We start from the raw sequence: 13,619 nt of genomic DNA on the forward strand, positions 1-13,619 counted from the left end.
CAACCCCAGTGACAAATGATCGATGGCTTGCGATACATCGATCAGAGCACCACAGGCGTGGGGGCGCCCGGGTGATGTCACGCTCCAATGGGGGAACCCGTGAGACGTCTCTTACGCTGCCTAGTTTCCGCTGCCCTGATCCTGACCGGCCTCGTCGCGCTGGCCCCCCAAGCGGTGGCCCTGCCCCAGCGCTTCCAGAAGCAGACCGTCTTCAGCGGGCTGACCAGCCCGACCAACGTGGAGTTCGCCGCCGACGGCCGCGTGTTCGTGGCCGAGAAGGGCGGCTACATCAAGGTGTTCGACTCGCTGACGGACACCACCCCCACCGTCTACGCCGACCTGCGCACCCGGGTGCACGACTTCTGGGACCGCGGCCTGCTGGGCCTGGCGCTGCACCCGGACTTCCCCGCCGACCCGCGCGTCTACGTGCTCTACTCCTACGACGCCGAGCCGGGCGGCGCCGCTCCGCGCTGGGGTCTGGCCAACGACGACTTTGACGAGTGTCCCTCGCCGCCCGGGCCGACCGGGGACGGCTGCCGCATCACCGGCCGCCTGTCCGTCATCTCCACCTCGGGCGCGGAGACGCCGCTGATCACCGACTGGTGCCAGCAGTATCCGAGCCACTCGGTGGGCGACCTGCAGTTCGGCCGCGACGGCGCGCTGTACGCCTCGGCCGGTGACGGCGCCAGCTTCCAGTTCGCCGACTACGGCCAGGACAACCTGACCAGCTCGGACGTGGTGCCGGACAACCCGTGCGGCGACCCGCCGAACGCGGTCGGCACCGCGCTCAGCCCGCCCGCCGCCGAGGGCGGGGCGCTGCGCTCGCAGGACGTGCGGACGAACGGCGACCCGGCCGGGCTCGCCGGCTCCATCATCCGGATAAATCCGGACACGGGGGCTGCTGCTGCCGGGAACCCGAACGCCGGCAGCGCCGACCCCAACCTCGCCAGGATCGTCGCCCACGGCCTGCGCAACCCGTTCCGCATCACCCACCGCCCCGGCACCGACGAGATCTGGTCCGGCGAGGTCGGCTGGGGCACCTACGAGGAGATCAACAGGATCGCCAACCCCACCGGCGGCGTGGCCAACTTCGGCTGGCCCTGCTACGAGGGCCCCACCAGGGAAGACGGCTACGACGCACTCAACCTGACCCTCTGCGAGAACCTCTACACGGCCGGGACCGCCGCGCACGCGCAGCCGTTCTTCGCCTGGAACCACGGCCAGCGCCTCTACCCCGGCGACACCTGCACGCCCGGCGGCCAGTCCTCCTCCAGCGGCGTCGCCTTCTACGAGGGCGGCACGTACCCGGAGTCGTACGACGGCGCCCTGTTCTTCTCCGACTACAGCCGCAAGTGCGTCTGGGTGATGACGGAGGGCGCGAACGGCCAGCCCGACCCGGCGACGCTGACCACGTTCGACACCGGCATCGGCACGGTCGAGCTGGAGACCGGCCCGAACGGCGACCTGTTCGCGGTCGACTACGACAACGGCACGATCGTCCGCTACCTCTACAACAACGCGCCGCCCACGGCCGTCATCAGCGCCACCCCCACCTCGGGCGCCGCCCCGCTGGCGGTGAGCTTCTCCGCCGCCGGCTCGACGGACGCCGACGGCGACCCCCTCACCTACGCCTGGGACCTCGACGGCGACGGAGAGCTCGACGACTCCGCCTCGGCCACGCCGTCCCGCACGTACACGCAGATCGGCTCGTACGTGGTCGCGCTGCGCGTCAAGGACGACAAGGGCGGCCAGGGAGACGCCACGGTCACCATCAACGTCGGCAACACCGCGCCCACGGCGGCCATCACCACACCGACGTCCGCCACCACCTGGGCGGTCGGCGACACGATCGGCTTCTCCGGCACCGGCGCCGACCCCGAGGAGGGCGCGATCCCCGGCGCCCGCATGACCTGGGCGCTGATCATGCACCACTGCCCGGGAGCCTGCCACGAGCACGAGATCACCAGGTACACCGGCGCGTCCGGCTCCTTCCAGGCCCCCGACCACGAGTACCCGTCGCACCTGGAGCTGCGCCTGACGGTCACGGACGAGCACGGCCTGACCGACAGCGAGAGCGTGCTGCTGCAGCCGAGGACCGTGAACCTCACCTTCCAGACCGACCCTCCCGGCCTCCAGCTCGGCTTCGACCAGGAGCAGACGGTGGCGCCGTTCACCAGGACGGTGATCGCGGGCTCGAGCAACTCGGTGACGGCGCCGTCGCCACAGGGTGAGCACGCGTTCGAGGCCTGGTCGGACGGCGGCGCGGCCACGCACAACCTGGTCGCGCCTGCCACGGCGACGACGTACACGGCCACGTACGAGGCCGTGCAGGCGCCGCCGGGCCTGGTGGCCGCCTACAGCATGAACGAGAACGCGGGCTCCACGGTCGCCGACGTCCTGGGCAACACCGGCACCCTCACCAACACCACCTGGACGGCCACCGGCAAGTACGGCCCCGCCCTCTCCTTCAACGGCAGCTCAAGCTGGGTCACCGTGGCCGACGCCCCCAGCCTCCGCCTCACCACCGGAATGACGTTGGAAGCCTGGGTCAACCCGGCCAACGTCACGAGCTGGCGCACGGTCATCATGAAGCAGTACACCGGCGACCTCGCCTACGCCCTGTCCGCGGGAAGCGACAGCAACCGCCCGCACACCGTCATCCACACCACCGGCGAAGTCGGCACCGGCGGCACCGCCTCGCTCCCCCTCAACACCTGGTCACACCTCGCCGCCACCTACGACGGCACCACACTCCGCCTCTACGTCAACGGCACCCTCGCCAGCCAGCGCACCGCGGGCGGACCCATCCGCACCGACAACGGTGTCCTGCGCATCGGCGGCAACAGCCTCTGGGGCGAGTACTTCAACGGCCTCATCGACGAAGTCCGCATCTACGACCGCGCGCTCAACGCCGTCCAGATCCAGACCGACATGACCACCCCGATCGGCGCGGCGCCGGAGCCCGACACGCAGGCCCCGACCGCGCCCGGCTCGCCCGCCGCGACCGGCGGCGCCGGCAGCGCGCAGCTCACCTGGACCGCCGCCACGGACAACGTCGGCGTCGAGGGGTACACGGTGCACCGGTCCGCCACGCCGGGGTTCACGCCCTCGGGGGCGAACCAGGTGGGCTCGGCGCAGGCCACCTCGTTCACCGACGCGGGCCTGGCGGCGGGGACGTACTACTACCGGATCCGCGCGTTCGACGCGGCCAGCAATCAGAGCCCGTCCTCGGCCGAGGTCTCGGCCACCGTCACCGCGCCCCCGTCGAACCCGGGCCTGGTGGCGGCGTACGGGATGAACGAGAACGCGGGCTCCACGGTCGCCGACGTCCTGGGCAACACGGGCACGCTCACCAACACGGCCTGGACGGCCACCGGCAAGTACGGCCCGGCACTCTCCTTCAACGGCACATCGAGCTGGGTCACCGTCAACGACGCCCCCAGCCTCCGCCTGACCACCGGCATGACGTTGGAAGCCTGGGTCAACCCGGCCAACGTCACGAGCTGGCGCACCGTGATCATGAAGCAGTACACCGGCGACCTCGCCTACGTGCTGTCAGCGGGAAGCGACAGCAACCGCCCCTACACCGTCATCCACACCACCGGCGAGGTCGGCACCGGCGGCACCGCATCGCTCCCCCTCAACACCTGGTCACACCTCGCCGCCACCTACGACGGCACCACACTCCGCCTCTACGTCAACGGCACCCTCGCCAGCCAGCGCACCGCGGGCGGACCCATCCGCACCGACAACGGCGTCCTGCGCATCGGCGGCAACAGCCTCTGGGGCGAGTACTTCAACGGCCTCATCGACGAAGTCCGCATCTACGACCGCGCGCTCAACGCCACCGAGATCCAGACCGACATGAGCACCCCGCTCTGAGCCATCCCCAGAAAGGCGGACCCCCGGCGACGTGCCCACCGTCTCGGGGGTCCGCGCCTGTCCGGGGCAGGAACCCCGGCCCCTCCGAGTCCGTTACGCGTGGTGTGCGATCTCTCGCCCGTTCTTGCCCGTTCGGTGGGAATGCTTTCACGCTCATTGAGGTTGAGTCGGGTAGGCTCAAGTCGTTTGACAAAGACGACACGCATCCGTAGCTTGAGTCCACCAGACTCAACTTTGACTACAAGGACGTACTCATGGCACGTGCGGTAGGTATCGACCTTGGGACGACCAACTCCGTCGTCTCGATCCTCGAGGGCGGTGAGCCCACCGTCATCGCCAACGCGCAGGGCTCGCGGACCACGCCGTCCGTGGTCGCCTTCGCGAAGAACGGCGAGGTCCTCGTCGGTGAGGTCGCCAAGCGGCAGGCCGTCACCAACGTGGACAGGACGATCCGCTCCGTCAAGCGCGAGATGGGCACCAACTGGTCGCAGGAGATCGACGGGAAGAAGTTCTCGCCACAGCAGATCAGCGCCTTCGTGCTGCAGAAGCTCAAGCAGGACGCCGAGGCCTACCTGGGCGAGAAGATCACCGACGCGGTGGTCACCGTCCCGGCCTACTTCAACGACGCCCAGCGCCAGGCCACCAAGGAGGCCGGCACGGTCGCGGGCCTGAACGTGCTGCGCATCATCAACGAGCCGACCGCGGCGGCCCTCGCCTACGGCCTCGACAAGGAGCAGGACCAGACGATCCTGGTCTTCGACCTCGGTGGCGGCACCTTCGACGTGTCGCTGCTCGACGTCGGCCAGGAGGACGGCCACGGCTTCGTCGAGGTCAAGGCCACCTCCGGTGACAACCACCTCGGCGGCGACGACTGGGACCAGCGCGTCGTGGACGAGCTGGTCAAGCGCTTCCAGAACGCGCACGGCGTCGACCTGGCCAAGGACAAGATGGCGCTCCAGCGCCTGCGCGAGGCGGCCGAGAAGGCCAAGATCGAGCTGTCCAGCCAGTCCGAGACCAACATCAACCTCCCCTACATCACGGCTTCCTCCGAGGGCCCGCTGCACCTCGACGAGAAGCTGACGCGCTCGGAGTTCCAGCGCCTGACGGCCGACCTGCTCGAGCGGACCAAGGGCCCGTTCCACCAGGTCATCAAGGACGCCGGCATCAAGGTCTCCGACATCGCGCACGTGGTGCTCGTCGGCGGCTCGACCCGTATGCCCGCCGTCTCCGAGCTCGTCAAGGAGCTGACCGGCGGCAAGGAGCCCAACAAGGGCGTCAACCCGGACGAGGTCGTGGCCATCGGCGCCGCGCTCCAGGCCGGTGTGCTCAAGGGTGAGGTCAAGGATGTCCTGCTGCTCGACGTGACCCCGCTGTCGCTGGGCATCGAGACCAAGGGCGGCATCTTCACCAAGATCATCGAGCGCAACACGACGATCCCGACCAAGCGCTCCGAGGTCTTCACCACGGCCGAGGACAACCAGCCGTCGGTGCAGATCCAGGTCTACCAGGGCGAGCGCGAGATCGCCTCGTACAACAAGAAGCTGGCGACCTTCGAGCTGACCGGCATCGCGCCGGCCCCGCGCGGCATCCCGCAGATCGAGGTCACCTTCGACATCGACGCCAACGGCATCGTCAACGTCTCCGCCAAGGACCTGGGCACGGGCAAGGAGCAGACGATGACGATCACCGGCGGCTCCGCGCTGCCGAAGGACGACATCGAGCGCATGATGCGCGAGGCGGAGTCGTACGCCGAGGAGGACAAGAAGCGCCGCGAGGAGGCCGAGGTCCGCAACAACGCGGACGGTCTGGCCTACCAGACGGAGAAGTTCCTCCGCGAGAACGACGACAAGGTCCCCGGCGAGATCAAGACCGAGGTCAACGACGCCCTGACCGAGCTGAAGAAGGCTCTGGAGGGCACCGACACCGACGTCATCCGCACCTCCGCGGAGAAGCTCGCCACGGTCAGCCAGAAGATGGGCTCGGCCATCTACGCGCAGAGCCAGGGCCAGCAGGCCGGCGGCGAGGGCGCCCCGCAGGACGCCACGACCGACCAGCAGGGCCAGAAGGCCGATGACGACGTGGTCGAGGCCGAGATCGTCGACGACGACCAGCCGAAGAAGGACCAGTGATGCCGCCGCGCGACAACGGGCACGAGGAGCCGGTGATCCGCGACAACCGCAAGATCGACCCGGAGACGGGTCAGGTCAGGGACTCCGTCCCCGCCGACCAGTGGGCCGAGCAGGCGTCCGAGACGCCTGCCGGCACCGGCAACGGCGAGCTGGAGGCCCAGCTCGCCGAGCGGACCGCGGACCTGCAGCGCCTCCAGGCCGAGTACGTCAACTACCGCAGGCGGGTCGAGCGCGACCGCGCCGCGGTGCGGGAGCAGGCCGTCGCGGGGGCGCTGACGGAGCTCCTGCCCGTGCTCGACGACATCGGCAGGGCCCGTGACCACGGTGAGCTGACGGGCGGCTTCGCGAAGGTGGCCGAGTCGCTGGAGTCGGCTCTCACCAAGCTGGGCCTCAGCGCCTTCGGGCAGAAGGGCGAGCCGTTCGACCCGACCGTCCACGAGGCGCTGATGCACAGTTATTCGCCGGACGTCACCGAGCCGACGGCCGTCGAAGTGTTGCAGCCTGGATACCGGATGGGTGACAGGGTGCTGCGCCCGGCGCGGGTGGCCGTCGCCGAGCCTGAGGACGCCCCCGCCGCGTCCGATGACGACGAAAACTAAGCGAAGGACGAAGGGCCGTAGATGAGCACCAAGGACTACCTGGAAAAGGACTACTACGCCGTCCTTGGTGTGCCCAAGACCGCCACCGCCGACGAGATCAAGAAGGCGTACCGGAAGCTGGCCAGGCAGTACCACCCGGACACCAACCAGGGCGACGTCACCAAGGAGACCAAGTTCAAGGAGGTCTCCGAGGCCTACGACGTCCTGTCCGACGGCAAGCGCCGCAAGGAGTACGACGACGCGCGCACGCTGTTCGGGTCCGGGGTGGGCGGTCAGCGCCCCGGCGGTGGCGGTTTCCCGTTCGACTTCGGCGACCTGTTCGGCGGCACCAGCCAGCAGACCGGGCAGAGCGGCAGCGCGGGCGAGCGGCTCGGCGACCTGTTCGGCGGGCTGTTCAACCGCGGGAGCGGCGGCGCCGGCCGCACCACCGGCGCGACCCGCCCGCGGCGTGGCCAGGACATCGAGTCCGAGGTGACGCTGACGTTCACCGAAGCCGTCGAGGGCACCACCGTGTCACTCAGGCTGACCAGCTCCGCCGCCTGCACCGCGTGCAGCGGCACCGGCGCCAAGGCGGGCACGACCCCCAGGGTCTGCCCCACCTGTGAGGGCACCGGCGCGGCCAGCCGCAACCTCGGCAACTTCGCCTTCTCCGAGCCCTGCCGCGACTGCAAGGGCCGCGGGCTGATCGTGGACGACCCCTGCCCCGTGTGCGAGGGCAGCGGCCGCGCCAAGAGCACCCGCACCATCCAGGCGCGCATTCCCGCGGGGGTGGCCGACGGCCAGCGGGTCAAGCTCAAGGGCAAGGGGGCGCCGGGCGAGAACGGCGGCCCGGCGGGCGATCTCTACATCCAGACGCACGTCAAGCCGCACCCCGTGTTCGGCAGAGCGGCCGACAACCTCACGATCACGGTTCCCGTGACGTTCACGGAGGCCGCGCTCGGGGCCGAGATCAAGGTGCCGATCCTCAAGGGCATGCCGGTCACGCTGCGCATTCCCGCGGGCACCCCCAACGGGCGCACGTTCCGCGTCCGCGGCAGGGGCGTCACGAGGAAGGACGGCAGCAAGGGCGACCTGCTCGCGAGCGTCGAGGTGGTCGTGCCCAAGACGCTCGACGACAAGTCGCGTGAGCTGCTCAACGAGTTCAACACCGCGCACGCGAGCGACGACCCGCGCGCAGAGCTCATTCAGCGAGCCAGAAGCGAGTAGCCGATGGACGCCAACTATTTCGACCTTTCAGACGACACCCCTGTCTATGTGATCTCGGTGGCCGCGCAGCTCTCCGGGCTCCACCCGCAGACGTTGCGGCAGTACGACCGGCTCGGCCTGGTCAGTCCTGGGCGCACGGCGGGCCGCGGCCGCCTCTACTCCACCAGAGACATCATCCAGCTCCGCGAGGTGCAGCGGCTCTCCCAGGAAGAGGGCATCAACCTCGCGGGGATCAAGCGGATTCTCGAGCTCGAGAACGAAGCTCTGCGGCTGCGTGAGGAGGTTCACCGCCTGCGCGCCGAGATGCGCATGGTCAGAGCCTTGATCCGCTACGAGCTGCCACCGGGGGCCTAGAAAGTCATGGACTACAAGCTCACCCAGAAGAGCCAGGAAGCGCTCTCGGGTGCCATGCGGCGCGCCGCCGCCGAGGGCAACCCGGAGATCTCCCCGGCTCACCTGCTGACCACGCTGCTCTCGCAGACGGGCGGCACCGCCGTGCCGCTGCTCGAAGCCGTCGGCGCCGACTGGCGCACGATGCGGGCGCGCACCGAGGAGCAGCTCGCGGCGCTGCCGAAGGCGCAGGGCTCGACGGTGGGGGCGCCGTCCAGCTCCCGCCAGCTCCTGACGGTGCTCAACACCGCCGCCCAGCACGCCAACCGCCTCGAAGACCTCTACGTCTCGACCGAGCACCTGCTGGTCGGTCTGGCCGCCGACGGGGGCCAGTCGGCCGAGCTGCTCAAGTCGCAGGGGGCGACGCCGCAGGCGCTGCTCGACGCGTTCGAGAAGGTGCGCGGCAACGCCCGCGTCACCAGCGAGACGCCTGAGGACACCTACCAGGCGCTGGAGAAGTACGGCGTCGACCTGACCGAGCGGGCGCGCGGGGGCAAGCTCGACCCGGTCATCGGCCGCGACTCCGAGATCCGCCGCGTGGTCCAGGTGCTCAGCCGCCGCACCAAGAACAACCCGGTGCTCATCGGCGAGCCCGGCGTCGGCAAGACCGCCGTCGTCGAGGGCCTGGCCCAGCGCATCGTGGCCGGCGACGTGCCCGAGTCGCTGCGCAACAAGCGGCTCATCTCGCTCGACCTGGGCGCGATGGTGGCCGGCGCGAAGTACCGCGGCGAGTTCGAGGAGCGGCTCAAGGCCGTGCTCTCCGAGATCAAGGAGAGCAACGGGCAGATCGTCACGTTCATCGACGAGCTGCACACCGTCGTCGGCGCGGGAGCCGCCGAGGGCGCGATGGACGCCGGCAACATGCTCAAGCCCATGCTGGCCCGCGGCGAGCTGCGCATGATCGGCGCGACGACGCTCGACGAGTACCGCGAGCGCATCGAGAAGGACCCGGCGCTGGAGCGCCGCTTCCAGCAGGTGTACGTCGGCGAGCCCACCGTCGAGGACACCATCGCGATCCTGCGCGGGCTCAAGGGCCGCTACGAGGCCCACCACCAGGTGCAGATCGCCGACAGCGCGCTGGTGGCCGCCGCCGCGCTGTCCGATCGCTACATCACCAACCGCTTCCTGCCCGACAAGGCCATCGACCTGGTCGACGAGGCCGCCTCGCGGCTGCGCATGGAGATCGACTCCCGCCCTGTGGAGATCGACCAGCTCCAGCGCAACGTCGACCGCATGAAGATGGAGGAGCTGGCCCTGTCGAAGGAGACCGACGAGGCGAGCGTCCAGCGCCTCGAACGGCTCCGCCAGGAGCTGGCCGACCGGCAGGAGGAGCTCAACGCCCTCGTCGGCCGCTGGGAGCACGAGAAGGCCGGGCTCAACAAGGTCGGCGAGCTGAAGAAGCAGCTCGACGACACGCGGGGCGCGGCCGAGCGGGCCCAGCGCGACGGCGACTTCGAGGCGGCCTCGCGGCTCATGTACGCCGAGGTGCCCAAGCTGGAGCAGGCGCTCAAGGCCGCCTCCGAGGCCGCGCCGCCCGACAACGCCATGGTCAAGGAGGAGGTCGGGGCCGACGACATCGCCGAGGTGATCTCGTCGTGGACCGGCATCCCCGCCGGGCGCCTGCTGGAGGCGGAGACGACCAAGCTGCTGCGCATGGAGGAGGAGCTGGGCAGGCGCCTCATCGGCCAGCAGCAGGCCGTACAGGCGGTCTCCGACGCCGTACGCCGCAGCCGCGCGGGCATCGCCGACCCCGACAGGCCGACGGGCTCGTTCCTGTTCCTCGGCCCCACGGGGGTGGGCAAGACCGAGCTGGCCAAGGCGCTGGCGGAGTTCCTGTTCGACGACGAGCGGGCGATGACCCGCATCGACATGAGCGAGTACTCCGAGAAGCACAGCGTGGCCAGGCTCGTCGGCGCGCCTCCCGGCTACGTCGGCTACGAGGAGGGCGGCCAGCTCACCGAGGCCGTCAGGCGGCGCCCGTACACCGTGGTGCTGCTCGACGAGGTCGAGAAGGCCCATCCCGAGGTGTTCGACATCCTGCTGCAGGTGCTCGACGACGGGCGGCTGACCGACGGGCAGGGCCGCACGGTCGACTTCCGCAACACGATCCTGATCCTGACCTCCAACATCGGCTCGCAGTTCCTCGTCGATCCGTCGCTGGAGAACGGCGCCAAGCGCGAGGCGGTCATGGGGGCGGTGCGCAGCTCGTTCAAGCCGGAGTTCCTCAACCGGCTCGACGACGTGATCCTCTTCGACGCGCTCGGCTCCGAGGAGCTGGCGCAGATCGTCGACCTGCAGGTCGAGCGCCTGGCCAGGCGCCTGGCCGACCGCAGGCTGACGCTGGAGGTCACGGCCGCGGCCCGCGAGTGGCTGGCGCTGACGGGCTACGACCCGCTGTACGGCGCCCGCCCGCTGCGCCGCCTGGTGCAGTCGGCCATCGGCGACAAGCTGGCCAAGGCGGTGCTGTCCGGCGAGGTGGCCGACGGCGACAAGGTCGTGGTCGAGCTGGGCGACGACGAGCTGCTCATCCAGCGGGCGGCCTGAGAGCCCCGCACCGAAGGAGCCCGGGGATCCAGGCGATCCCCGGGCTCCGGCGTGTCATGGCTGGGTCATCGGGCCGCCCGCTCGGTAAGGTTCGCCCCACTCTTAGGACAAGCCGCACTCCCCGGCGCCGGCGGCCGACTACGTTCAGCGTTCGTCAGATCACCGACATCGACTCAGGGGGACGTGCGGTGTCATTCCAGAAGTTCCGGAGCATGATCGCGGTGGCTGCTCTGACCGCGGGCGTCAGCTGGCTGTTCGCCGGCTCCTCCATGGCGGATAGCTGCGCGGAGACGGCGGTGCTCTCGCCCGCCTCGGCCGTCGCGAGCTGTGACAACCCCTCCTCGCTGCACATCGAGGAGAACGGCACGGCCGGCAGCCGCATGATCACCAGCGAGAGCAACAAGGTGGCCATGGCGGCCGGGGAGATGGCCAGGCACTTCGGCTTCACCGGCCTGGCGACCGGCAAGGAGGTGCTGAACATGGCCGACCTGAGCGGCGTGGGTGCCACGTGGGGCCTGGCGTCGCTGTTCTCGGCCTCTCCCGCGCTGTTCCCGATGATGCCGGGCCCGGCGGGGGTGTCGGAGCTGGCGACCATGGCGGACCTGCCGCCGCTGCCGCCGCTCTCCGCGCTGCCCGAGGTGCCGGGGACGCCGCTGGACAGCAGGCTGCCCGACCAGATGACGATCGGCGACGGCCCGTACAACAACCGCGTCGTCGGCACCGGGGTCGACACCCCGCTCGGCCTGCAGAAGCCGGTCAGCGAGGTCAGCGCCGAGCTGGTCGGCCAGGTGCTGCCGAAGGCGATGGACAGCCTCGAAGGCGTCGCGATCCTGCCGGGCGGCGGGTCGGGAGCGGCCGGCCTCGCCGACGCCGTGGGCGGTCTCGGGCTGAAGTGAGCCACCCTGTCCGGGCGTGGACCGTGCCTGCCACGCCCGGCTTCCCCTGGCGGAGGGGTCGCGGTCCCCGCGAACGGACCATGGGGGACCGCGGCCCCTCCCGCGAGAGGGTTTTGGTGTGCGGGCATGCCGACGCGAGCCCTGCCCCATCGGGCGGGCTCGGCGGACGCGCGGCCGTCCCTTAGGAGACGAGCTCGTCGAGCTCGTCCTCCGGCAGCCCGAGATCGACCCTGATGCGATAGCGGGTGCGCAGCAGCGCCACCTGCTCAGGATCGTTCTCGTCACACCGCAGGGCGGCCTGGGTGGCCCAGTCGAGCCCCCCTTGGAGGTCGCCGTAGGCGACCAGCGTCTCGGCGATCGTGTGAGCGGTCGCCGTGGAGACGTTGCCCTCCGCGCGTATCGTCTCGATGACCTCCCTCGCCTCGTCAGGCCTGTCGAGCTCGAAGAGCGTGTCGGCGATGCCGGCACGCGGGTCGAAACCCGCCTCCCCACCGTCCTCGACGGCGCGCTGGAAACACTCCATCGCGCGCGCGGGCTGCCCCGCCGCTCGCCACTCCTCGGCGGCCAGAACCAGGATCGAAGCCCTGGACACGTCGCCGGACGAATAGTCGAGCGCGACGTCGTACAGCCGACTGGCCAGGGAGTCGTGGTCGTCGGCCAACAGCGCCTGCTCAAGCAGACGATCAAGGTGCTCACGGGTCACATGCGCCACACCGCGAGACTACCGAGCCACCCAGGCCTTTGCCCGGTCAATTCGCATCGCCGGTCAGCTTCGGATTCGGTAACGTCCCGTTCAAGCCTGCTCACAGTGCGCGTGTAAGCGCAGCTCATCGGGCATATAACCGTCACTTTGCCGCCGTGCGAGCGGAGGGACTGTGATGGGCTTGTCCAAGCAGACGACCTTCACGCTGGCCTGTGCCGTCGTGCTGTCGGCTCTCGTGCCCGGTGTCGCCGGCTACCTGTCGGCCCGTCTGGAGGCCATCGAGACCGCCGAGCGCAACCTGCGGGCGCTGGAGACCCGGCTCAACGTGCGCGAGGCCAGAGACGCGCGCCCGGTCTCGCTGCCCGCCCCGTGCCTGCGCACGCCGACGACGCCGCCGCGCCTGCACCAGGCGCCCGCGACCGCGCTCGGCGACCACGACAAGCGCTGGCTGCGTGACGTGCCCGCCTGGCTGGCCGAGCCGCTCAGGGAGATGCAGGACACCGCGGAGCAGTAGGGCGGGCAACTTTCTCGCGGGCCGCCGGGCGACCGTGACCGTCGTCGTCCGCGAAGCCACTCGCTAGAGCGGGGACCAGGATCTGAGCTGACGGGTCAGGAAGCCTCTGATGAGCTGTTTGGCCGCGTCGATCATCTCGGGCTGCCCCTCGGGATCGCGGCGGAAGGCCATCTTCAGCACGGCGTCGCCCGCCTCGACCGCCACCAGCACGGCCAGGTCGAGCGCGGGGCTGTCGGCCAGCCCGAACTCCTTGAGGAACAGGCCGCGCAGCCGCCCCGCGATCACCGTGTTGTTGTCGGAGTCGGAGTCGAGCAGGTTGAGGTCGACGGCGTCGCCGAAGTGCAGGCTCTTGAACCCGGAGACCGTCCTGTGCATGTCGACGTAGATGTCGATGATCGCATCGACGGCCTCCCACCAGCCGCGATAGTCCTCATCGAGGAACCTGCGATCGACTCTGCGGACGAACTCCTCGACGTTGCGCCGGGTGAGCTCCTGGGTGATGGCTCGTTTGTCGGGGAAGAACTGGTAGACCGACCCGATGGCCACGCCCGCCCGTTCGGCTATGCGGGTGGTGGACAGGGCCTCGTCACCGGACTCGTCGAGAAGCTCGGCACACGCGTCGAGCATCCGCTCGACGCGCCGGGCGCTGCGGCGCTGTGCGGGCTGCCGCCTGAGGGCTTTGGGGTGGACGCACTCGTCGTCCATTTGCGGCGAAGACACGGATTCATCTTCTCCTGTATGGGCGATCGTTACCCG

General features: G+C 69.9%; 10 protein-coding genes. 8 read left to right on the plus strand and 2 right to left on the minus strand.

The genetic code is table 11. The annotated features are described in order from the left end of the window. The first annotated feature begins 99 nt into the window (after positions 1-99). From ABD331_RS40800 to ABD331_RS40830, 7 genes are all read left to right on the plus strand, one after another. Positions 100-3,882: a LamG-like jellyroll fold domain-containing protein gene (locus tag ABD331_RS40800; RefSeq protein WP_344487584.1), complete on the plus strand. Its 3,783-nt coding sequence runs from the start codon at positions 100-102 to the stop codon at positions 3,880-3,882. Between the two features lie 254 nt (positions 3,883-4,136). Continuing rightward, positions 4,137-6,011 (plus strand): molecular chaperone DnaK, encoded by a 1,875-nt coding sequence (dnaK, locus tag ABD331_RS40805; RefSeq protein ID WP_148441686.1) that lies wholly within the window; start codon positions 4,137-4,139, stop codon positions 6,009-6,011. Continuing rightward, on the plus strand, positions 6,011-6,610 hold the full coding sequence (grpE, locus tag ABD331_RS40810; protein ID WP_344487587.1) for a nucleotide exchange factor GrpE: 600 nt from the start codon (positions 6,011-6,013) through the stop codon (positions 6,608-6,610). The genes dnaK and grpE overlap by 1 nt, the downstream gene beginning before the upstream one ends. Positions 6,611-6,631: 21 nt before the next feature. Continuing rightward, positions 6,632-7,816: a molecular chaperone DnaJ gene (gene dnaJ / locus ABD331_RS40815; RefSeq protein WP_344487589.1), complete on the plus strand. Its 1,185-nt coding sequence runs from the start codon at positions 6,632-6,634 to the stop codon at positions 7,814-7,816. Between the two features lie 3 nt (positions 7,817-7,819). After that, positions 7,820-8,170, plus strand: a complete 351-nt coding sequence (locus ABD331_RS40820; RefSeq protein WP_043629776.1) for a heat shock protein transcriptional repressor HspR — start codon at positions 7,820-7,822, stop codon at positions 8,168-8,170. A 6-nt stretch (positions 8,171-8,176) separates the two neighbouring features. Continuing rightward, positions 8,177-10,750 carry an ATP-dependent chaperone ClpB gene (gene clpB / locus ABD331_RS40825; protein WP_344487591.1) on the plus strand — a complete coding sequence of 858 codons (2,574 nt, stop codon included), beginning with the start codon at positions 8,177-8,179 and terminating at the stop codon, positions 10,748-10,750. 221 nt (positions 10,751-10,971) lie between these two features. Further along, positions 10,972-11,646: a hypothetical protein gene (locus ABD331_RS40830; RefSeq protein ID WP_344487593.1), complete on the plus strand. Its 675-nt coding sequence runs from the start codon at positions 10,972-10,974 to the stop codon at positions 11,644-11,646. 181 nt (positions 11,647-11,827) lie between these two features. Here ABD331_RS40830 and ABD331_RS40835 read toward each other — a convergent pair whose 3' ends face one another. Continuing rightward, positions 11,828-12,358, minus strand: coding sequence for a tetratricopeptide repeat protein (locus ABD331_RS40835; RefSeq protein WP_253753840.1), 531 nt, complete (start codon positions 12,356-12,358; stop codon positions 11,828-11,830). A gap of 172 nt (positions 12,359-12,530) precedes the next feature. Here ABD331_RS40835 and ABD331_RS40840 point away from each other — a divergent pair, with 172 nt between their 5' ends. Beyond that, on the plus strand, positions 12,531-12,863 hold the full coding sequence (locus ABD331_RS40840; RefSeq protein WP_344487597.1) for a hypothetical protein: 333 nt from the start codon (positions 12,531-12,533) through the stop codon (positions 12,861-12,863). A gap of 63 nt (positions 12,864-12,926) precedes the next feature. Here the strand turns inward: ABD331_RS40840 and ABD331_RS40845 are convergent, their stop codons facing one another. Next, positions 12,927-13,568: a TetR/AcrR family transcriptional regulator gene (locus tag ABD331_RS40845; protein WP_425566178.1), complete on the minus strand. Its 642-nt coding sequence runs from the start codon at positions 13,566-13,568 to the stop codon at positions 12,927-12,929. Positions 13,569-13,619: the final 51 nt, after the last annotated feature.

Origin of the sequence: Nonomuraea monospora, assembly GCF_039531895.1 — a bacterium.
In the GTDB taxonomy this organism is placed as follows: Bacteria; Actinomycetota; Actinomycetes; order Streptosporangiales; family Streptosporangiaceae; genus Nonomuraea; species Nonomuraea monospora.

Excerpts from the sequence above, each read along its gene's own strand:
- clpB (WP_344487591.1), top strand. The coding sequence starts at position 8,177 with ATGGACTACAAGCTCACCCAGAAGAGCCAGGAAGCGCTCTCGGGTGCC.
- ABD331_RS40845 (WP_425566178.1), bottom strand. The coding sequence starts at position 13,568 with ATGGACGACGAGTGCGTCCACCCCAAAGCCCTCAGGCGGCAGCCCGCA.
- grpE (WP_344487587.1), top strand. The coding sequence starts at position 6,011 with ATGCCGCCGCGCGACAACGGGCACGAGGAGCCGGTGATCCGCGACAAC.
- dnaJ (WP_344487589.1), top strand. The coding sequence starts at position 6,632 with ATGAGCACCAAGGACTACCTGGAAAAGGACTACTACGCCGTCCTTGGT.
- ABD331_RS40820 (WP_043629776.1), top strand. The coding sequence starts at position 7,820 with ATGGACGCCAACTATTTCGACCTTTCAGACGACACCCCTGTCTATGTG.
- dnaK (WP_148441686.1), top strand. The coding sequence starts at position 4,137 with ATGGCACGTGCGGTAGGTATCGACCTTGGGACGACCAACTCCGTCGTC.